Source organism: Seohaeicola zhoushanensis (assembly GCF_014656415.1).
Classification (GTDB): domain Bacteria; phylum Pseudomonadota; class Alphaproteobacteria; order Rhodobacterales; family Rhodobacteraceae; genus Seohaeicola_A; species Seohaeicola_A zhoushanensis.
Window position 1 is genome coordinate 221136 of the sequence record NZ_BNCJ01000002.1, and the last position, 19303, is coordinate 240438.

Annotated in this window: 19 protein-coding genes; 7 read left to right on the plus strand and 12 right to left on the minus strand. The window is 67.9% G+C overall.

Annotated elements, in window-relative coordinates; translation table 11 throughout:
• Positions 1–45 precede the first annotated feature (45 nt).
• Positions 46–414: a hypothetical protein gene (locus tag IE266_RS05095; RefSeq protein ID WP_189678963.1), complete on the minus strand. Its 369-nt coding sequence runs from the start codon at positions 412–414 to the stop codon at positions 46–48.
• A gap of 167 nt (positions 415–581) precedes the next feature.
• On the opposite strand from IE266_RS05095, the gene IE266_RS05100 reads away from it, so the two are divergent.
• On the plus strand, positions 582–1232 hold the full coding sequence (locus IE266_RS05100; RefSeq protein WP_189678964.1) for a carbonic anhydrase: 651 nt from the start codon (positions 582–584) through the stop codon (positions 1230–1232).
• Positions 1233–1260: 28 nt separating this feature from the next.
• Here the strand turns inward: IE266_RS05100 and IE266_RS05105 are convergent, their stop codons facing one another.
• The 4 genes from IE266_RS05105 to IE266_RS05120 form a co-directional block, all read right to left on the minus strand.
• Positions 1261–2877 (minus strand): DUF4139 domain-containing protein, encoded by a 1617-nt coding sequence (locus IE266_RS05105; protein ID WP_189678965.1) that lies wholly within the window; start codon positions 2875–2877, stop codon positions 1261–1263.
• Positions 2878–2941: 64 nt separating this feature from the next.
• A complete protein-coding gene (locus tag IE266_RS05110; RefSeq protein ID WP_189678966.1) occupies positions 2942–3157 on the minus strand; it encodes a hypothetical protein in 216 nt (71 codons plus the stop codon).
• A gap of 232 nt (positions 3158–3389) precedes the next feature.
• Positions 3390–4412: an aspartate-semialdehyde dehydrogenase gene (locus tag IE266_RS05115; RefSeq protein WP_189678967.1), complete on the minus strand. Its 1023-nt coding sequence runs from the start codon at positions 4410–4412 to the stop codon at positions 3390–3392.
• A gap of 73 nt (positions 4413–4485) precedes the next feature.
• On the minus strand, positions 4486–5661 hold the full coding sequence (locus IE266_RS05120) for an MFS transporter (RefSeq protein ID WP_189678968.1): 1176 nt from the start codon (positions 5659–5661) through the stop codon (positions 4486–4488).
• A gap of 115 nt (positions 5662–5776) precedes the next feature.
• On the opposite strand from IE266_RS05120, the gene IE266_RS05125 reads away from it, so the two are divergent.
• Positions 5777–6898: a DUF3095 domain-containing protein gene (locus IE266_RS05125; protein ID WP_189678969.1), complete on the plus strand. Its 1122-nt coding sequence runs from the start codon at positions 5777–5779 to the stop codon at positions 6896–6898.
• A 115-nt stretch (positions 6899–7013) separates the two neighbouring features.
• On the opposite strand, the gene hpaH is transcribed toward IE266_RS05125, so the two are convergent.
• From hpaH to IE266_RS05155, 6 genes are all read right to left on the minus strand, one after another.
• Positions 7014–7811, minus strand: a complete 798-nt coding sequence (hpaH, locus tag IE266_RS05130; RefSeq protein WP_189678970.1) for a 2-oxo-hept-4-ene-1,7-dioate hydratase — start codon at positions 7809–7811, stop codon at positions 7014–7016.
• Positions 7808–8662 (minus strand): fumarylacetoacetate hydrolase family protein, encoded by an 855-nt coding sequence (locus tag IE266_RS05135; protein WP_189678971.1) that lies wholly within the window; start codon positions 8660–8662, stop codon positions 7808–7810. Before IE266_RS05135 ends, hpaH begins: the two co-directional genes overlap by 4 nt.
• On the minus strand, positions 8659–10071 hold the full coding sequence (locus tag IE266_RS05140; protein ID WP_189678972.1) for a pyridoxal phosphate-dependent decarboxylase family protein: 1413 nt from the start codon (positions 10069–10071) through the stop codon (positions 8659–8661). The genes IE266_RS05135 and IE266_RS05140 overlap by 4 nt, the downstream gene beginning before the upstream one ends.
• Before the next feature lie 13 nt (positions 10072–10084).
• Complete coding sequence (hpaD, locus tag IE266_RS05145) at positions 10085–11065, minus strand: 3,4-dihydroxyphenylacetate 2,3-dioxygenase (protein ID WP_189678973.1); 981 nt, start codon at positions 11063–11065, stop codon at positions 10085–10087.
• A gap of 120 nt (positions 11066–11185) precedes the next feature.
• Positions 11186–12697, minus strand: coding sequence for a 5-carboxymethyl-2-hydroxymuconate semialdehyde dehydrogenase (gene hpaE / locus IE266_RS05150; protein WP_189678974.1), 1512 nt, complete (start codon positions 12695–12697; stop codon positions 11186–11188).
• On the minus strand, positions 12690–13085 hold the full coding sequence (locus tag IE266_RS05155; RefSeq protein WP_189678975.1) for a 5-carboxymethyl-2-hydroxymuconate isomerase: 396 nt from the start codon (positions 13083–13085) through the stop codon (positions 12690–12692). Before IE266_RS05155 ends, hpaE begins: the two co-directional genes overlap by 8 nt.
• 119 nt (positions 13086–13204) lie before the next feature.
• On the opposite strand from IE266_RS05155, the gene hpaR reads away from it, so the two are divergent.
• The 3 genes from hpaR (at position 13205) to IE266_RS05170 (ending at position 16193) form a co-directional block, all read left to right on the plus strand.
• A complete protein-coding gene (hpaR, locus tag IE266_RS05160; protein WP_189678976.1) occupies positions 13205–13657 on the plus strand; it encodes a homoprotocatechuate degradation operon regulator HpaR in 453 nt (150 codons plus the stop codon).
• Between the two features lie 91 nt (positions 13658–13748).
• Entirely contained in the window at positions 13749–14903 is a 1155-nt protein-coding gene (locus tag IE266_RS05165; RefSeq protein ID WP_229863900.1) for a lytic murein transglycosylase, read from the plus strand.
• 69 nt (positions 14904–14972) lie between these two features.
• Positions 14973–16193: an MFS transporter gene (locus tag IE266_RS05170; RefSeq protein WP_189678977.1), complete on the plus strand. Its 1221-nt coding sequence runs from the start codon at positions 14973–14975 to the stop codon at positions 16191–16193.
• Between the two features lie 76 nt (positions 16194–16269).
• Here the strand turns inward: IE266_RS05170 and trhO are convergent, their stop codons facing one another.
• Entirely contained in the window at positions 16270–17181 is a 912-nt protein-coding gene (gene trhO / locus IE266_RS05175; protein ID WP_189678978.1) for an oxygen-dependent tRNA uridine(34) hydroxylase TrhO, read from the minus strand.
• A 97-nt stretch (positions 17182–17278) separates the two neighbouring features.
• Here trhO and pncA point away from each other — a divergent pair, with 97 nt between their 5' ends.
• Both pncA and pncB read left to right on the plus strand, forming a co-directional pair.
• The gene (gene pncA / locus IE266_RS05180) at positions 17279–17872 is read left to right on the plus strand and encodes a bifunctional nicotinamidase/pyrazinamidase (RefSeq protein ID WP_189678979.1); all 594 of its coding nucleotides are present in this window, start codon (positions 17279–17281) and stop codon (positions 17870–17872) included.
• Between the two features lie 141 nt (positions 17873–18013).
• Positions 18014–19303 (plus strand): nicotinate phosphoribosyltransferase, encoded by a 1290-nt coding sequence (pncB, locus tag IE266_RS05185; RefSeq protein WP_189678980.1) that lies wholly within the window; start codon positions 18014–18016, stop codon positions 19301–19303.

Below are 19303 nucleotides of genomic sequence, written 5' to 3' on the forward strand. Positions count from 1 at the left end.
AGCCTACGCCCCATGGCGGGGGCTGCAAGGGGCGTTTATGTCATATCAGATAGAGATATCCTGCAAGTCCCAGACCGCGGTCAGCGAGCGGTCGCCGATCCGCATCAGCCGGAACAGCGTCGCCCCCACGGCGATCCGGTCGCCACTGTCGATCGACAGCGTCACGTCCCGCGCCACCCGCGCCAGCGTCGTCATGCCCACTTGGTCCGAGATCGCGATCAGCGAGCGCGCGCTCTTGCGCAGGTCGGCCAGGTCCTGTTCCCGCCACAGCCGCTCGCAATGGGCCAGCCGCACCGCCAGCTCCTCGATGGCGCGGCAGACCACGTCCTCGGCGCCGGCCTCGCCCATCTGCAGGTAGAGCGCGTGCAGCCGGTCCTGATCCAGCCGCACGCTCTCGATTTGAACAAGGTCCATCACTTCGGCCACCACGCACCCCTAAGCTCTTTCCCGCCCCCACGGCAGGCGCCGACCATGCGCCTGCGATCTTTGCAAAAGGTTTAGGCGCCGTGCTTTATTCCCTTAAATTCGGTAACAATCCGCGCTATCTGACCCCGGAAGCAATCCGCGCAAGGAGAGTTGATGTGAGTACCGCCCGCCCCCTGCCACAGTATCTGGTGCAGCGTTACCACGGCTGGAAGGCCACCACCTACAAGGAGAACCAGGCCTGGTACCGCCGACTCGTCTCGGGCGGACAGCATCCGCGCGCGATGGTGATCTCCTGCTGCGACAGCCGTGTGCATGTCACCTCGATCTTCGGGGCCGACCAGGGCGAGTTCTTCATCCACCGCAACATCGCCAACCTGGTGCCCCCCTACGAACCCGATGGCGACCATCACGGCACCTCGGCCGCGGTGGAATACGCGGTGACCGTGCTCGGCGTCGCGCATCTCATCGTGCTCGGCCACTCGCAATGCGGCGGCGTGCAGGGCTGCCTCGACATGTGCCAGGGCAAGGCCCCGCAGCTCGAGGTCAAGGAGAGCTTCGTCGGCCGCTGGATGGACATCCTCAAGCCGAAGTTCGAGCTGGTGAAGGACATCGAGGACGGCGCCCAGCAGATCCGCACGCTGGAGCAGTTCGCGGTGGTCGCCTCGCTCGAGAACCTGATGACCTTCCCCTTCGTCAAGCAGGCGGTGGACGAGGGCCAGCTCACCCTGCACGGCCTCTGGACCGATATCGGCGAGGGCGGCCTGGCCTGGTACGAAGGCGACACCGGCAAGTTCATCCCGGTCTGACCGCGCGCGGGGGCGCGGCTGCGCGCCCCTATTGCAGCACCTTGCCCTCGGGCCAGCTCAGCTTCTGGCGCAGGGTGATCCGCTTCTCCTCGCCGGGCCCGATGCTCAGCTCCCAGGCCAGCACGCCGCGCTTGTCCTGCCAGTCGGTCACATCCGGGCGCGGGTCGGCCTGCCAGGTGATCTCCAGTTCCTCCTGCGTCGCATAGGGCACCTGGTCGAGCACCGTCACCTCCCAGGCTTCGCCGGTCAGGTTGCGCAGGGTCAGCCGCGCCGTCTCGCCCTGTTCGTTCGAGCGGCTGATGAAGCCGCGGTTGCCCTCGTTCTCGTCCTCGACCACGCGGTCCAGCAGCAACCCCTTCACCGGGCCGAAGAACAGGTCTGCCTTGTCATTGGCGGCAATCGCTTCCGTGGCGGTCGAGCCGACATAGCTGCCATCGACATAGAGCGCCGACTGGACCGAGGGCAGGATCTCCTCGCCGCTGCTGTTCACCACATGGGCACCGAGGAAGGCGCTGCTCTCGCCGTATCCCGCCACCGCGCGGGCGAATATCTTCGCCTCCAGCTCCAATGTGTCGAGCTTCAGCCGCACCGAGTCGGCGTCCGTCGTCACGGTCACCGGCTCGGGATAGCGGTAGGTGGCGACATGGCCGCTCAGGTCCAGCATCGCCTTCTGCTGCGCCACGACCACCGGCTCGGCCATCGGCGCCGCCGCCAGCCGCGCCCCGGCGGTGGCATCGCGATAGACCACCGGGTCCTCGATCCGCCGCAGCCGCGGGTAGATCTCGCGCGGCTCCATCTGGCTTGCGGGCTCGGCGGTCGACAGCACCAGCGCCACCTCGCGCCAGCTCTCGCCGGTGTGCTGGCCGACATGGGCGCCCCGCTCGATCGCCAGCCGCCCCGCCTTGCGGTCGAGCCGCAGGTCATGGACCGGCACCCAGAAGGCATCCTGCGTGTAATAGCTCAGCGTCAGCGCCCCCTCGGTCGCCGCCGCCGCCTCGACCTCCAGCGCGAGATAGGCCCGCGCGCCGCTCTCGGGCGTCACCGCCGCCAGCGCCTGTCTGGCATCGGCAAGCTGGTCCTCCAGGTCGGCCAGCCCGCGCTCGGTGCGCCGGGCGTCGATCTCGCCCAGCTGCGCCGCCCGCGCCGCGTCCAGCGCCTCGTCGCCGATCATCTGCGACAGCGCCCGCAGCGCATCGATCCCGGCGGTCGCCATGCCTTCAGCCTTGCCGAGATCGCCGAGGAACTGCCTGCGCACCTCCGCCGCCCCGACAGCCAGGCGCGCGGCGGCCGCGCGGTCGCGCACCCCTTCGATCTGCCGCTCCAGCGCCTCGACGCGCGCCTCGGCGGCTTGCACCTCCGGCCGCTTGCGCCGGTCGCGCGGCGGCGTGAAATCCGAGCGCATGGTCAGCGGGCCCGCCACCACGCCCTCCGCCTCGATGCGGATACTTTCGAAATCGGTCGAGGCCGGCAGATCCTGCAGGATCAGCCGGTGCTTGCCCGGTGGCACCGAGAAGGGCACCCGCCGCACGATCTCGGCCCCCGCGGTGTAGACGGTCGCGCCGGTGACCGGGCTCGCCAGAACGATGTCCTCGGCCAGCGCCTGAGAGCCGATCAGCAAGGCGACGAGGGGAAGAAGAACGCGCATGACGAATACCTCGGGCAGCAATGCCCTCAGCCTCTGCCAAGGCCGCGCGCAAATCAAGCCGGGGCTACCTCTGCGTGCCACCCTGCTTACCCTCGCGGATGGCCCAGGCGTCGAACCCGGTGATCGCCTTCAGGTCGAACTCGAACCCCGCATCGGTCTTCGAAATCTCGCCCAGCATGAACTCGCGCAGCACCGCGCCCGGCGTCTCGCGCCGCTCGGCGCACATCAGCCAGAACCGCTGGGCAAGATAGGCGGGACAGTTGAAATGCAGCTCTTCCATGCGCGCTCCTGGCCGGGAATCGGTGGCCAGTCAGCATATGCCGCAAAGGCGTTAAGGCCGACCTAACCGCGCCCCGCCTGCTGCTTCTCTTCTTTGAAAATATCTCCGGGGGAGTCGCGCCGCAGGCGCGGCGGGGGCAGCGCCCCCATGCGCGGCCCGCCCCAGGGGCCGCGACCTCTCCGGTCATTACAAAGAAAACCCCTCCCCCCGTCCGGGAGGAGGGCCAGGGGCTTCAGCCCTTCTTCAGCACCCGGTTGCCCAGCAGCTCGGCGATCTGCACCGCGTTCAGCGCCGCGCCCTTGCGCAGGTTGTCCGAGACGATCCACATGTTCAGACCGTTGTCGATGGTCGAGTCCTGGCGGATCCGGCTGATGAAGGTGGCGAAGTCGCCGACGCATTCGATCGGGGTCACGTAGCCGCCGTTCTCGCGCTTGTCGATCACCATGCAGCCCGGCGCCTCGCGCAGGATCTCGCGGGCCTCGTCCTCGTCGAGGAACTCCTCGAACTCGACGTTCACCGCTTCCGAGTGGCCGACGAAGACCGGCACCCGCACGCAGGTCGCGGTGACCTTGATGCTGGGGTCGATGATCTTCTTGGTCTCGACGACCATCTTCCACTCTTCCTTGGTCTGCCCGTCTTCCATGAAGACGTCGATGTGCGGAATCACGTTGAAGGCGATCTGCTTGGTGAACTTCTTCGCCGGCTTGTCGTCGGTCGGATTGTAGACCGCCTTGGTCTGGTCCCAGAGCTCGTCCATGCCGTCCTTGCCGGCGCCCGAAACGGACTGGTAGGTCGAGACCACCACCCGCTTGATCTTCGCGCGGTCATGCAGCGGCTTCAGCGCCACCACCATCTGCGCGGTCGAGCAGTTCGGGTTGGCGATGATGTTCTTCTTGGCATAGCCCATCACGGCCTCGGGGTTCACCTCAGGCACGATCAGCGGGATATCCGGGTCGTAGCGGTAGAGCGACGAGTTGTCGATCACCACGCAGCCGGCCTTGGCCGCCTTGGGGGCGTATTCCTTGGTCGGGCCCGACCCCACGGCGAAGAGCGCGATGTCCCAGCCGGTAAAGTCGAAGGTGTCCAGATCCTTGGTCTTGATGGTCTTGTCGCCGAAGCTGACTTCGGTGCCGAGCGATTTGCGCGATGCCAGCGCAGCGATCTCGTCCACCGGGAACTGGCGCTCGGCCAGGATGTTCAGCATTTCGCGGCCCACATTGCCTGTGGCGCCCGCAACGACGACGCGGTAACCCATTTTTCTTCTCCAAGAATGGCCGGCGCGATCCGGCGCCGGTTCCATATAGGCAAAGCTTGGCTGGGGAAAGGCCTTAATCCAGACTGTCGCGCGAGAAGAGGTAGATCGCCGTACCCAACAGCAGGGCAAGGCCGAAGAACAGGAAGATCGCCGCATAGGGCGCGGTCGGGTCCGCGCCGCCGGCAAAGCTCTGGTGCATCCGGCCCGAGGCGAATTGCATCAGCCCGACCCCGCCGATCCCGAAGAGGTTCATCAGCGTGACCCCGCGCCCCACCAGGTGCGGCGGCACGAAGGCGCGGCCATGGGCGATCATCGGCGCGAAGGTGCCACCCATGAAGCCCGCCACGGCGATCAGGATGACCGAGGCGGCCACCGAATGGTCGATCACCGCCACCAGCGCCAGCATCGCCAGCGCGCCGCCGAGGTTGCCTGCGAAGATCACCCACTTGCGGGTGCCGAGCATCCGGTCCAGCGGCCCGAAGCAGAGCGTGCCGGCGATCATCGCACAGCCCATGATCAGCGTGGCGGTGCCGATCTGGGTGGTGTCCTGGCCGAAGACGTCGCGCAGATAGGGGCCGATCCACAGCCCGCGCACCGCGCCCGAGGGGGCGTAGCAGACGAACATCATCGGCAGGATGGTCCACATCACCGGCAGCTTCAGCAGCGTCAGCACCGATCCGCCGCCGCCGCCCTCGTGGCGGGCCGGGTCGCGGACGGTCATCCAGATTCCGAGCCCCACCGCTGCCGACAGCGCCGACAGGGTCCAGAGCGCCCCGCGCCAGCCGATCCACTCCACCGCCAGCGCGGTGGGATAGGAGGCGACGAGATTGCCGACCGAGCCCATGCCCAGCATCAGCGCCGCCAGCGTGGCGAAGCGCGCCGGAGGATATTCACGGGCGAAAATGTAATACGAGCCCATCAGCACGGGCGAGCAGCCGATCCCGATCAGGAACATGGCGGCGCTGATATGCGCGGGCGCACTCGCCAGCGCAAAAACCGCCGCGCCGCCGCCGCCACCGAGCAGCAGCAGGGTCGAGGCGGTGCGCCGCGGCCCGACCCGGTCGAGCAGCCAGCCCACCGGCAGCTGCATCGCCGCGAAGGCGAGGAACCACAGACCCGAGGCATCGGCCAGGTCCTCGGGCCGCGCGCCGATGTCACGCTCCAGCACCGCGGTCAGCACCGCGAGGAAGGCGCGGAAGAACTGGCTCAGCACATAGGCAAGGCAAAGAAGGACCAGACCGGCCTGCATTTCGATTGTCCTCCTCCCGAAAGGTCCCGCCTGCGTGGCACGGCGGGCGGCCGGGCGCAAGCGGGCAATCGCGCAGGCGCTATCCAGGCGGCCGGGCAGGGTGCTAGACAGGGGCATGGAGAGCGCCGCCTTCTACGACAGCCTGCCCCGGCTCGCCGCCTTCGAGGCCCTGGCCGATCCCGCGAGCTATGCCGCGCTGCCCGATGACTGGGTGGTGGGATGCGCCGATATCGTCGGCTCGACCCGCGAGATCGCCGCGGGGCGCTACAAGACGGTCAACATGATCGGCGCGGCGGTGATCTCGGCGCAGATCAATGCCGCCGGCGGGCGGGCCTTTCCCTATGTCTTCGGCGGCGACGGCGCGGCCTTTGCCACCGCGCCGGGGCAGGCGGGCATCGCGGCGGCGCAGCTGGCGGCGGTGCAGCGCTGGGCGGGCGAGGAATTCGGCATCACCCTGCGCATCGCCCAGGCCAGCCTGGTGCAGATCCGCTCGGCCGGGGTCGACGTGGCGGTGGCTAGGCACCAGGCCTCGCCCGATGTCGATTACGCGATGTTCGCCGGGGGCGGGATCGCCTGGCTCGAGGCGCGGATGAAGGCGGGTGAATTCGCCCTGCCGCCCGCAAGGGCCGGCACCCGGCCCGACCTCACCGGCCTCTCCTGCCGCTGGTCGCATATCCGCGCCCGCAACGGCACCATCCTGTCGCTGGTCATCGTGCCCGCAGGGGGCGTGCCCGGCACGGGCTTTGCCCGGACCGCCGAGGCGGTGCTGTCCATCGCCCGTGCGCTCGACCGCGACGGCCACCCGATACCGGTGCAGGGCGCCCCGGTCGGCTGGCCGCCCTCGGGCATCGCGCTCGAGGCACAAGCGGGCCGGCGCAACCGCCTTGCCCTGCTGGCCGAGACCTTCTTCGCCTGGGCGGTGCTCCGTTTCGACCTGCGCGTCGGCCGCTTCGACCCGCGCGCCTACAAGCAGGCGGTCGGCCGCAACGCCGATTTCCGCAAGTTCGACGACGGGCTGAAGATGACGCTCGATTGTGACCCCGAGACCGTGTCCCGCCTGCGCGCGGTACTCGACGCGGCGCAGGCCGAGGGCAGTATCCGCTACGGTCTCTACGAGCAGGAGGAGGCGATGATGACCTGCATCGTGCCCTCGGCTATGCAGGAGGACCACGTGCATTTCATCGACGGCGCGGCGGGCGGGTATGCCCTGGCGGCGGCGCAGATCAAGGCCCGCTGAGCCGTTGTCCCTCGCGGAAAACGTCAAAAATCCTGCGAGGATTTTTGTCCCGACCCAACCGCCGGCGCCCGTTTTCCTCGCAGGAAAACGGACCGAATTCCTCGAAGGAATTCGCCTATCCGAAACGCACCGAAACGCTCCCGAACGTCCCGAAATCCGCCGCGATGCGCGCGCCGGGCGGGCATTCGACCGGCCGGATGAACGAGCCCGAGAGCACCAGGTCGCCGGCCTCGATCCGCTGGCCGTATTGCGCCATCCGTCGCGCCAGCCAGAGCACGGATGTCACCGGGTCGTTCAGCACGCCCGCGCCGAGGCCGGTCTCCTCGACCACCCCGTTGCGCGTCACCACCGCCCCGACCCAGCGCAGGTCGAAGGCGTCGATGGCATGGCGCTCGGCCCCCAGCACGATCCCGGCATTGGCGGCATTGTCGGAAATGGTGTCGGTGATGATCCGCGCGCGGCCGGTTGCCGGATCGGCCCGCAGGACGCGGGTGTCGAGGATCTCCAGCGCAGGCGCGACAGTCTCGGTCGCCGCGATAACCGCCTCGCGGCTTTCGCCGCCCGAGAGCGGCGCCTTCATGACAAAGGCGATCTCGGCCTCGACGCGCGGCTGGATGAACCGCCCCGCCGGCACCTCGGCGCCATCGGCGAAGAGCATGTCGTCGAGCAATATCCCGCTGTCCGGCGTGTCGATCTTCAGCGCGTCCTGCATCGCTCGGCTGGTCAGCCCGATCTTCCAGCCGATCCGCTTGCGCCCCGCCGCCATCTTCCGTGCGACGAAGGCCGCCTGCACCGCATAGGCGTCATCCATGCCCATGCCCGGCCAGGCGAGCGAGAGCAGCCCGGTCTGCACGCCGCTGCGCTCGGCCTCGAATAGCGCATCGGCCGCTGCCGCAACCTGCTCTGGCGTCATGCCTCGTCCTCGACGGTATTGCGCAGGATGCCGATGCCCTCGGCCTCGACCTCGACCACGTCACCGGGCCTGAGGAACTGCGGCGGGTCCAGCCGCGCCCCCGCGCCGGTCGGCGTGCCGGTGACGATGATGTCCCCCGGCACCAGTGTGGTGAAGGTCGAGATATAGGCGATCTGCCGCGCCACCGGGAAGATCATCCGCCCGGTCCGGTCGTCCTGCCGCAGTTCGCCGTTGACCCGCGTGGTCAACCGCACGTCCTCGATCTGCGCCGGATGGGTGAAGGGCACCAGCCAAGGCCCCATCGCGCCCGAGGCGTCGAAGTTCTTGCCCTGGGTCACGTTGAACTTGGCGTGCCGCACCCAGTCGCGCAGCGTGCCCTCGTTGCAGAGCGTCAGCGCCGCGACATGGCTCAGCGCCTCGGTCTCGGGGATATGCCGCCCGCCCTTGCCGATCACCACAGCGATCTCGCCCTCGTAGTCGAGCTGATCCGAGGCCTTCGGCCGGATCAGCGCCCGGCCGTGCCCGGTGAACGACCGCGGGAAGCGCACGAAGAGCGACATGTTCGCCGGCGCCTCCTGGCCGTCCTTGTACTCCGCGTTGCGGTCGGGGAAATTCACGCCGACGCAGATGATCTTCTCGGGCGCCGGGATCGGGATTTCGTAGGTGAAGGAGGAATGCGTCACCTCGCTGTTGCGCGCCGCCATCGCCAGTGTGTGCAGCCCATCGGCCGCGATCACGTCCTTCAGCGTCGGCCATTGCGGGAACTCCGGCGACAGCGCCACCGCGCCGCCCTCGATGATCGCGCCGTAAAAGGTCTCTCCCCCGGCGGAAAAGCTTGCAAACCGGCTCATGTCAGCCCCCTCGCAATCTCGGTGACGACGTCATGTACCATCATGACGTCTGCCTCGGTCGTCTCGAACTGCCCGGCCTGGAAGCGGATCGCCATCGCGCCGTCGACTCGGGTCTGGGTCAGGTAGATACGCCCATCGTCGTTGATTGCATTGACAAGGCGCAAGTTCAGCGCATCCAGGTCGGCCACGCCCTCGGGCGCATAGCGGAAGGTGAAGAGCGACCACATCTGCTGGGTGACGATCTCGAAATCGGGCTCCGCCGCCAGCCGGTCATGCAACTGCCGCGCCCAGGCGACGTGGTTGCGCAGGCGGGCGCGCAGCCCCTCCAACCCGTAGGCGCGCAGCACGAACCAGATCTTGAGCGCGCGGAAGCGGCGGCCCAGCGGCACCGACCATTCCGAATAGTTGATGATCCCGTCCGCGCCATGGGTCTTGAGGAACTCCGGGCTGATTGCCAGCGTCTTCACAAGGCTGTCGGGGTTCTTCAGGAAATGCGCCGAACAGTCGAACTGCACGCCCAGCCACTTGTGCGGGTTGAAGACGATGCTGTCGGCCCGTTCGACGCCTTCCCAGAGATGGCGGAATTCGGGGCAGATCATCGCCGACCCGGCCCAGGCGGCATCGACATGGGAATAGAGCCCATGCCGCTCGGCCACCTCGAGACAGGCGGCAATCGGATCGCTCGCCCCGGTGCTGGTGCCGCCGACGCAGAGGATCACCCCGGCGGGGAGCATCCCCGCCTCCCTGTCGGCCAGGATCGCCGCCTCCAGCGCCTCGGGGTCCATGCCGCGCCCGGCGCCCCTGGTGGAGATGCGGACGAGGTTCGCGATGCCGATGCCCGAGATCCAGATCGCCCGGTCGATCGAGGTATGCACCTCGGCGGTCGAATAGATCCGCACGCGGTCGTTGCCCGCCAGCCCCTCGCTGTTGCCGGTCCAGTTCAGCGCCCGCTCGCGCATGGTCAGCACGGCGGCGAGCGTGGCGGAAGAGGCGGAATCCTGGATCACCCCCTGGAACGGCTCGGGCAGGCCGAGCGCCCGGCGCAGCCAGTCCATCATCCGGGTTTCCATCTCGGTCGCCGCCGGCGAGGTCTGCCAGAGCATGCATTGCGGCGCGAGCGCCATCGCCAGGAACTCGGCCAGCACCGAGGCCGGCGCGGCGTTCGAGGCGAAATAGGCGAAGAAGCGGGGATGCTGCCAATGGGTGATGCCGGGCATCACCACCCGCTCGAAATCGGCGAAGACCTCTTCCAGCGACTCCGGCGTCTCGGGCGGGGCCACGGGCAGGGCGTTCAGCACCTCGCCCGGCCTGGTGCGCGCCCGCACCGGGCGGTCGCCCACCGTCTGGTGATAGGCCTGCGCCCATTCCGAGACCCGCGCGCCCCAAGCGCCGAATTCATCCCACTTCATGCCCAATCCCTCCCTACGGCGCGATGATCGGTTGCGCCTGCAATGCCGAGGCCACCGGTTCGGCCCCCTCGAACATCGAGCCCTCCTCGAACCAGCTCCGCGGCGCCGGCGCGCCCCAGAGCGTCTGGCGCTGCGGGTCCTTCAGATTCCAGCGGATCGGCTCCAGGTCGGGGTCGACCGTCTGGTAGTCCGAACAATAGATCTCGATCCGGTGCCCGTCCGGGTCGCGCACGTAGAGGAAGAAGGCATTCGAGATGCCATGCCGCCCCGGCCCGCGCTCGATATTCGCGAGATACCCGGTGGTGCTCATCAGGTCGAGCAGGTCAATGATGTTGAGTGGGGTCGGCACCCAGAAGGCGGTGTGATGCAGGCGGGGCCCAAGGCCATTGGTGAAGGCGACATCATGCACGCCGCCCTTGCGGTGCATCCAGGCGGCCCAGAGCCGGCCGGTCTCGCTGTCCTCGGTATATTCCGTCACCCGGAAGCCGATGTCGTTGTAGAAGCCGACCGAGGCATCGACATCCGCGGCGAACATGTTGAAATGGTCGATCCGCAGCGGCTTTACCCCGTTGTAAAGCTTGTATTTCTGGTGGATCGGTGGCAGCCGGTCCATGCGCGCGTAGAACTCCAGCGGAATGCCCCAGGGATCGCGGGTGCGCAGGGTGCGGCCCATGAAGGGGCGGGTGACCCATTCGACCGGCAGGCCGCGCGCGGTGAAGAAGGCCGCGGCCCTGTCGAGATCGCCCTCGTCGAAGACCTTGAACCCCAGGACCCCGACCGAAGGCGCACCGGCCTTGACCAGCACGATGCAATGATGGCCGCGTTCCTCCATCGCGCGCAGGTAGATGGTCTGATCGTCCTCGTCGGTCACCTGCAGGCCAAGCGTGTCGACATAGAAGGCGCGCGAGGCGGCGAGATCGGTGACGCGGTATTCGACGTGGCTCAGCCGGACGATGTTGAACGGCGGGTAGAGGTTCGCTGCGGGAACCGGCATTTTCGTCATCTCCTCCTGCGGCGGCGCGGTCCAAAAATGAGCGCGTGCCGCGCATTCGATTTTCTGTGATGAGGGGCGCTGCCCCTCAAACTCCCCGGAGGTATTTGGAAAGAAGAGAAATCAGGCTCCGAGGCGCGGGATCTTGTGTTGGCCGGTGGCGAGGCCGATGTGCTTGGTCTCCATGTAGAAGTCGAAGGACCAGTCGCCGCCGTCGCGGCCGATGCCGCTGGCCTTGACCCCGCCGAAGGGGGTGGGCAGGTGGCGCACGTTCTCCGAGTTCACCCAGATCATCCCCGCCTCGAGCACGTTTGTGAAGCGCAGCGCGCGGGTCAGGTCGTTGGTCCAGACATAGGCGGTCAGGCCGTAGGGAATGTCATTGGCGATCCGCAGCGCCTCCTCCTCGTCGCGGAAGCGGATGGCGGTGAGGACCGGGCCGAAGATTTCCTCCTGCGCGATCTTCATGGCGTTGTCGGCCCCGGTGAAGAGGGTCGGGGCGACATACCAGCCCTTTTCGCCGATCCGCGCGCCGCCGGCGGCGATGGTCGCGCCCTCGGCGCGGGCGGTGTCGAAATACGAGCAGACCTTTGCGAAATGGGTCTCGTGGATCAGCGGCCCGACCTCGGTTGCCGGGTCCAGCGGATGGCCCACCTTGATGCGCTTCACCCGCTCGGTCAGCCGGGCGAGGAAGCTGTCGGCCACCGATTCCTCGACCAGCAGCCGCGAGGAGGAGGTGCAGCGTTCGCCGTTCAGCGAGTAGATCATGAAGATCGCCGCATCGAGCGCGCGGTCGAGATCGGCATCGCCGAAGACCACCACCGGGTTCTTGCCGCCCAGCTCGAAATGCACCCGTTTCAGCGTGTCGGCGCCCTGTTTCATGATCATCGACCCGGTGCGGCTTTCGCCGACAAAGGCGATGGCCTTGATATCGGGGTGTTCGGTCAGCGCCTTCCCGGCCTCTTCGCCAAGCCCGTTGACCAGGTTCCACACCCCCTCCGGCAGCCCGGCGTCGCGGGCGATCTCGGCCAGCAGCCGCGCGGTCAGCGGCGAGAACTCGGCGGGCTTGTGCACCACCGTGCAGCCCGCCGCGAGGGCAGGGGCGATCTTCCAGGTCGAGAGCATGAAGGGGGTGTTCCAGGGCGTGATCACCCCCACCGGCCCGATCGGCACCCGCGTGGTCAGGTTCATCAACGTCTCGGAGGGCAGCATCTGCCCATCGCGCGCCGAGGGGGCGCGGTCGGCGAAGAAGCGGAAGTTCTCGGCCCCGCGCAACGCCGCCTTGGACATGAAGCGCAGCGCCTGCCCGGTGTCCCAGCATTCGCAGAGCGCAATCTCCTCGGCCCGGGCCACGATGGCGTCGGCGATGCGGTGCAGGATCTTGCGCCGCGCCTCGCCGCCCATGTCGCGCCAGGCCGGGAAGGCCGCCTTCGCCGCCTGGGCCGCCGCGTCGATGTCCGCCGCGCCGCCCCGCGCCACCGCGCAGATGTGGCTCTCGTCCACCGGCGAGCCATTGTCGAACGTCGCGCCCGACTGCGCCGGCACGCTCTGCCCGCCGATCAGGTTCATCACCCCGTCGCGGCGGAACCGCTCCAGCAGCCCGCCGAGGCGGTCGAGGTTGGCCTGCAGCTCAGTCATGAGCCTCCCCTTTCAGGTGGTCGCGGATGTTGCCCGCCTTGGGCGAAAGCTCGGGGTCGATGTCGCGCATCTCGAAGGAGAGCGCGATGGAATGCCGCGCCATGGCCGGCGCGAGAAAGGCCTCGGCCGCGGCGAAGACATGGGCCGTGGCCGCCTTGCGCGTGGCCAGGTCGCGCCCGCCGCGCAGCCGCAGGGCGATATCGACGTAACCATGCGCCGCATCGCCATCGGCGATGCTTGTGTGATCGGCCCGGATCGCCCGCACCCGCACGCCCGCCATCGGCAGCACGCCGGTTTCGATTGCGGCCCGGCGCAGCAGGTCGCAAAGTGCGGCCATATCGGCCCGGTCTTCCATGTTCGGCGAGTAGTCGACAGTGATATGCGGCATTCCCGGCAAGCTCCCCCGCAGCCGATATATTTAACATGTTTATCATTTTCTGCGGTGCCGTCAAGGAGGGCGTTGCTCAACAGCATTGCACAGTTGTCGCGGATCGGCAAAAATGGTCTATGTCCAAACCCTTGTTGTCCACATCCCGGTCGCTTCCCATCGCGCTTCTGCGGGCGCGTGAAAAGGTCATGGGGCCGATTCGCAACCTTCTCGCCGATGTCGACGTGACCGAGCAGCAATGGCGCGTCCTGCGGGTGCTGGAAGAGGGCGGCCCGATGGAGCCGACCCGCATCGCCGAGCAATCCTGCCTGCTGCTGCCCAGCCTCACCCGCATCCTGCAGAAGCTGGACGAGAAGAAGCTGATCCAGCGCAAGACCGACAAGACCGACCGCCGCCGCCAGATCGTGCGCATCACGCCCAGGGGCAGCCGGCTGATCGAGGAGAACCTCGACAAGAACCTCGCCTTCCTCGAAGAGGTGCGCACCCGCCTTGGCCCCGAGCGGTTCGATACCCTGCTCGACCTGCTGACCGCGCTGAACCAGCTCGACCAGGAGCCGCCCGAGGCCGGCTGAGCGAGGCCTCGCCGTTTCAATCCGAGCGCCTTTCCGCCGGCGGGCGGACAGGGTAGACTGTTCCCAAACCGCAGCAGACGGGGGCAGGATCATGCATTACAGGATAGACCGGCGGGCGATGCTCGCCATTCTGGGCGGCGGGCTGGTGGCGGCCTGCTCGAACCCGGTGGGGCCGATGACCACGGTATCGGCGCCGGGCCCGTCGTGGCCGACCGCGCCCAACCCTGCCTTCGACGCCTGGGTCGACGGCTTCCGCGCGCGCGCCATCGCCAAGGGCATCTCGCCGGCAACCGTCGCCAGCGCCTTTCGCGGCGTGGGCTTCCTGCCCGGCGTGGTCGAGCGTGACCGCAACCAGACCGAGTTCACCCGCACGCTGGAAGACTACCTCGCCATCGCCGCCTCGGAGGAGCGCATCACCAAGGGCCGCGCCGCGCTGGCGCGCCACGGCGGCACGCTCTCGGCCATCGAAGCGCGCTATGGCGTGCCGGCCAACGTCGTGGTCGCGGTCTGGGGGCTGGAAAGCTTCTACGGCGAGCGGCGCGGCAATGCGCCGATCATCTCCTCGCTGGCGACGCTGGCCTTCGACGGCCGTCGTGGCGCCTTCTTCGAGGGGCAGCTGATCGCGGCGCTTCAGATCCTGGAAAACGGCGATGTCACCCCTGCCGGCATGACCGGCAGCTGGGCCGGGGCGATGGGCCATACCCAGTTCATCCCGACCTCGTATCTCGCCTATGCCGTCGACTTCAACGGCGACGGGCGGCGCGACATCTGGTCCGACGATCCCACCGACGCGTTGGCCTCGACCGCCGCCTATCTCTCGCGCTCGGGCTGGGAGCGGGGCCGCCCCTGGGGCGGCGAGCTCGGCTCGTCCGCCGCGAATTCCGGCACCCCGGTCTCGGTGATCCAGCCGCAGCCGGGCGGGCCGCAGTTCGCCGTCTTCCGCAACTTCTCGGTGATAAAGCGCTACAACAACTCCGACCTTTACGCGCTGGGCGTCGGCCACCTCTCCGACCGCCTCGCCGGCGGCGGGCCGCTGCGCGCCAAGTTCGGCCCCGACGCGCGCGGCATGACGCTGGACGACCGCAAGGCGCTGCAACAGCGCCTCACCGCGCGTGGCTTCGACACCGGCGGCAGCGACGGGGTGATCGGCCCCAAGACCATCAGCGCCATCCGCGACTACCAGCGCCGCAACGGCCTGGCCGAGACCGGCGAACCCTCGATGGAGCTGCTGCGCCGGCTGGGGTAGGGGCGCAAAGCCCCGGAACCCGGATAATCATGCTGGCAAATTGTGCGAGGCGGCCCTAGCGTCGCCCGCATGAGCACCACCGATATTCACGACAGCGCATATTCCTGGTTCCGTCTCTGCGTCACCATGGCCATCGCGATGGTCGCCAACGTGGGGATCTGGGCCATCGTCCTGGTCCTGCCCGCGGTCGAGGCCGAGTTCGGTGTCAGCCGGGCCGATGCCTCGCTGGCCTATACGCTGACGATGATGGGCTTTGCCGCCGGCAACCTGCTGATCGGGCGCGTCGTCGATCGCTTCGGGGTGACGCTGGCGCTGATCGGGGCCTCGGTGATCTCGGCCTGCGGCTACCTGCTGTCGATGGTGGCACCGACGATGGGGCTGCTCTGGCTGACCCACCTGCTGCTCGGCCTCGGCACCGCGGTCGGCTTCGGCCCGCTGATGGCCGATATCTCGCACTGGTTCCTGCGCCGCCGTGGCATCGCCGTGGCGCTGGTGGCCAGCGGCAATTACATCTCGGGCGGCATCTGGCCCACCATCCTGACGCCGATGCTGGTCAATGGCGACTGGCGGCAGGTCTACCTGCTGCTGGCGGTTGTCACCCTCGTCGCGGTGATCCCGCTGGCCCTGCTGTTGCGCCGCCGACTACCGGACGAGGCCCATGGCGTCGCCCAGGCGGCCTCCGACCTCAAGGCGATGAGCGCCGGTTTCACGCCGCGCCAGCTGCAATGGCTGCTGGGCCTGGCCGGGATCGGCTGCTGCATCGCCATGTCGATGCCGCAGGTCCATATCGTCGCCTATTGCATCGGCCTGGGCTACGGCCCGGCGGTGGGGGCGGACCTGCTCTCGCTGATGCTGCTGGGCGGAGCCGCCAGCCGGATCTTCTTCGGCCTCGTCGCCGACCGCCTCGGCGGCGTGCGAACGGTGCTGGTGGGCGCGCTGCTGCAGGCGCTGGCCCTGGCGCTCTACCTGCCCTGGGACGCGATGGTGCCGCTCTATGTCATCAGCCTGGTCTTCGGCCTCAGCCAGGGCGGCATCGTGCCGAGCTATGCGCTGGTTGTGCGCGAATACATGCCCGCGCGCGAGGCCGGGGCGCGGGTCGGTTTCGTGCTGATGATGACGGTGCTGGGCATGGCCATCGGCGGCTGGATGTCGGGCTGGATCTACGACCTCTCCGGCAGCTACCGGATGGCCTTCCTGAACGGGGTGTTGTGGAACGGGCTGACCGTCGGGGTCATGCTGCTTTTGCTCGCCCGGTCGAGGCCAAGAGCGCCGAAGGCGGCGGTGGTTTGAGGCAGGCGAGAACCGCCCCGGAAAAGGTCACTCTGCCTTAATCGTTTTGAGTCAATAACTTGACCCCCCGTCCCAGCTAGGACACCTCTCCGCCAAGGTGTTTTTCGCCCCTTTCACGCGCCAGTTTCATCTGCCGCGTCCGCTCGCGGAACCGCGCCTTGTCCTCGGCGCTGGTTTCGTCGAAGCAGTGATGGCAGGACACCCCCGCCTCGTATTCCGGCCGGCCCGTATCCTCGGGCTCCAGCGGCCGCCGGCAGCCATGGCAAAGCAGATGCGCCCCCGGCTTCAGCCCGTGCCCGACGCTGATCCGCCCGTCGAAGACAAAGCAGTCGCCCTGCCAGGTGCTCTGATCCTCGGGGATCTCCTCCAGGTATTTCAGGATGCCGCCCTTGAGGTGGTAGACCTCCGGCACGCCTTGCCCCAGCAGGTAGTTCGTCGACTTCTCGCAGCGTATGCCGCCAGTACAGAACATCGCGATCCGCTTGTTGTGAAAGCGCTCGCGGTTCGCCTCCCACCAGGCCGGGAAATCGCGGAAGCTGCGGGTCTGAGGGTCGACCGCCCCCTCGAAGGTGCCGATCGCCACCTCGTAATCGTTGCGCGTGTCGATCACCGCCACGTCGGGCTGGCGGATCAGGTCGTTCCACTCGGCCGGCGCCACGTAATGCCCGGTCCCCGCCAGCGGGTCGACATCGGGCTGGCCCATGGTGACGATCTCTTTCTTCAGCCGCACCTTCAGCTTGCCGAAGGGCTCCTCGGCGGCCTCGGCCTCCTTCCACTCCAGCCCGGCGCAGCCCGGCAGCGCCCGGATATGCGCCAGCACCGCGTCGATGCCCGCGCGCGGGCCGGCGATGGTGCCGTTGATACCCTCGCGGGCCAGCAGCAGCGTGCCCTTGACGCCCTCGGCCCGGCAAAGCGCCTCCAGCGGCCCCTTCAGCGCGGCGGGGTCGTCGAAACGGGTGAAGTGATAGAGTGCGGCGATGGTGAACATGGCCCGCTCTCTAGGCCGGCGCGGCCGGCGCGGCAAGCGCACCGATTGACGCGGGCCCATGCCCCGCCTACCGATAGGGCAGCAGAAGGAGACCGCCATGACCCGCGCCCTCATCGTCATCGACGTGCAGAACGACTTTTGCCCCGGCGGCGCGCTGGCGGTGCCCGAGGGCGACGCCGTGGTCGCCCCGATCAACGCCATGATGGACAGTTTCGACGCGGTGATCCTGACCCAGGACTGGCACCCTGCAGGGCATTCCTCCTTCGCCTCGGCGCATCCCGGCGCGGCGCCTTATTCGATGGTGAAGATGCCCTATGGCGACCAGGTGCTCTGGCCCGACCACTGCATCCAGAACACCCCCGGCGCGGCCTTCCACCCCGGCCTGCGCACCGATGGCGATCTCATCATCCGAAAGGGCTTCCGCCCCGGCATCGACAGCTATTCCGCCTTCTTCGAGAACGACCGCACCACCCCCACCGGCCTTGACGGCTACCTGCGCACGCGGGGGATCTCCGAGCTGGTGCTGACCGGCCTCGCCACCGATTTCTGCGTGAACTACTCGGCGCTCGACGCCGCGCGACTGGGGTTCCGGGTCAGCGTCGCGCTCGCCGCCTGCCGGGGCATCGACCTCGACGGATCGGTCGCCGCTGCCGAGTCGGCGATGCGCGAAGCCGGGGTGCAACTGGTCTGAGGCCGGGTGCGATGCGGGCCGCTGCCGCGCGACCGGCAGCGCCGCAACCCGCCGACCCACCGGCAGCGCATTGATTCCGCTTGGATAGCGGTCCCTGTCGTGTAACCTGTGCGCCGGAAATAAGACCGCCGGGGAAGAGCATTGGACATCGCGACACGCGTCTACAATCACAAGTGGAAGATCGACCCGATCATCCGCTCGCTGATCGACACTGATTTCTACAAGCTGCTGATGTGCCAGTCGGTCTTCCGCAACAAGCCGGACACCCGTGTCACCTTCTCGCTGATCAACCGATCGAAACACGTGCCGCTGGCCCGGCTGATCGACGAGGGTGAGCTGCGCGAGCAGCTGGATCACATCCGCTCGCTGTCGCTCTCGCGCGGCGAGAGCACCTGGCTGCGCGGCAATACCTTCTACGGCAAGCGCCAGATGTTCCGCCCCGATTTCATGGAATGGTTCGAGAACCTGCGCCTGCCGCCCTATCACCTGGAGCGCAAGGACGACCAATACGAGCTGACCTTCGAGGGCGCCTGGCACGAGGTGATGCTCTGGGAGATCCCGGCGCTGGCAGTGCTGATGGAGCTGCGCAGCCGCGCGGTACTCAACTCGATGGGGCGGTTCGAGCTGCAGGTGCTCTATGCCCGCGCCATGACCCGGCTCTGGGAGAAGATCCAGCGCCTGCGCCAGATCGACACCATCGCGATCGCCGATTTCGGCACCCGGCGGCGGCATTCCTTCCTCTGGCAGGACTGGTGCGTGCAGGCGATGATCGAGGGGCTGGGCCGCAAGTTCACCGGCACTTCGAACTGCCTGATCGCCATGCGCCGCGAGGTCGAGGCGATCGGCACCAATGCGCATGAACTCCCGATGGTCTATTCCGCCCTGGCCGAGAGTGACGAGGCACTGGCCCGCGCGCCCTACGAGGTGCTGTCGGACTGGCACGAGGAGCATGACGGCAACCTGCGGATCATCCTGCCCGATACCTATGGCACCAAGGGCTTCCTCGAGAATGCGCCCGACTGGCTGACCACCTGGACCGGTATCCGGATCGACAGCGGCGATCCGGCCGCGGGGGCCGAGCTGGCCATCGACTGGTGGCGCGCGCGCGGCGAGGATCCGAATACCAAACGGGTGATCTTCTCCGACGGGCTGGACGTCGACAAGATCGTCGAGTTGCACGCCCGCTTCGCCGGGCGGGTCAATGTCTCCTTCGGTTGGGGCACCCTGCTCACCAATGATTTCCGCGGCTTCGTGGCCAATGATGCGCTGGCGCCCTTCTCGCTGGTCTGCAAGGCGGTGAGCGCCAATGGCCGCCCGACCGTCAAGCTCTCGGACAACCCCGAGAAGGCGATGGGGCCGAAGGATGAGATCGAGCGCTACAAGCGCGTCTTCGGGGTGGGCGAACAGCAGCGCATGCCGGTCGAGGTCTGA

Coding starts and splice junctions, on each gene's coding strand:
- hpaH (WP_189678970.1), bottom strand. CDS start 7,811: ATGACGCCAGAGCAGGTTGCGGCAGCGGCCGATGCGCTATTCGAGGCC.
- IE266_RS05105 (WP_189678965.1), bottom strand. CDS start 2,877: ATGCGCGTTCTTCTTCCCCTCGTCGCCTTGCTGATCGGCTCTCAGGCG.
- hpaE (WP_189678974.1), bottom strand. CDS start 12,697: ATGACTGAGCTGCAGGCCAACCTCGACCGCCTCGGCGGGCTGCTGGAG.
- IE266_RS05165 (WP_229863900.1), top strand. CDS start 13,749: ATGCATTACAGGATAGACCGGCGGGCGATGCTCGCCATTCTGGGCGGC.
- IE266_RS05170 (WP_189678977.1), top strand. CDS start 14,973: ATGAGCACCACCGATATTCACGACAGCGCATATTCCTGGTTCCGTCTC.
- IE266_RS05125 (WP_189678969.1), top strand. CDS start 5,777: ATGGAGAGCGCCGCCTTCTACGACAGCCTGCCCCGGCTCGCCGCCTTC.
- IE266_RS05120 (WP_189678968.1), bottom strand. CDS start 5,661: ATGCAGGCCGGTCTGGTCCTTCTTTGCCTTGCCTATGTGCTGAGCCAG.
- IE266_RS05155 (WP_189678975.1), bottom strand. CDS start 13,085: ATGCCGCATATCACTGTCGACTACTCGCCGAACATGGAAGACCGGGCC.
- IE266_RS05110 (WP_189678966.1), bottom strand. CDS start 3,157: ATGGAAGAGCTGCATTTCAACTGTCCCGCCTATCTTGCCCAGCGGTTC.
- trhO (WP_189678978.1), bottom strand. CDS start 17,181: ATGTTCACCATCGCCGCACTCTATCACTTCACCCGTTTCGACGACCCC.
- hpaR (WP_189678976.1), top strand. CDS start 13,205: ATGTCCAAACCCTTGTTGTCCACATCCCGGTCGCTTCCCATCGCGCTT.
- IE266_RS05115 (WP_189678967.1), bottom strand. CDS start 4,412: ATGGGTTACCGCGTCGTCGTTGCGGGCGCCACAGGCAATGTGGGCCGC.
- pncA (WP_189678979.1), top strand. CDS start 17,279: ATGACCCGCGCCCTCATCGTCATCGACGTGCAGAACGACTTTTGCCCC.
- IE266_RS05095 (WP_189678963.1), bottom strand. CDS start 414: ATGGACCTTGTTCAAATCGAGAGCGTGCGGCTGGATCAGGACCGGCTG.
- IE266_RS05140 (WP_189678972.1), bottom strand. CDS start 10,071: ATGAAGTGGGATGAATTCGGCGCTTGGGGCGCGCGGGTCTCGGAATGG.
- IE266_RS05135 (WP_189678971.1), bottom strand. CDS start 8,662: ATGAGCCGGTTTGCAAGCTTTTCCGCCGGGGGAGAGACCTTTTACGGC.
- hpaD (WP_189678973.1), bottom strand. CDS start 11,065: ATGCCGGTTCCCGCAGCGAACCTCTACCCGCCGTTCAACATCGTCCGG.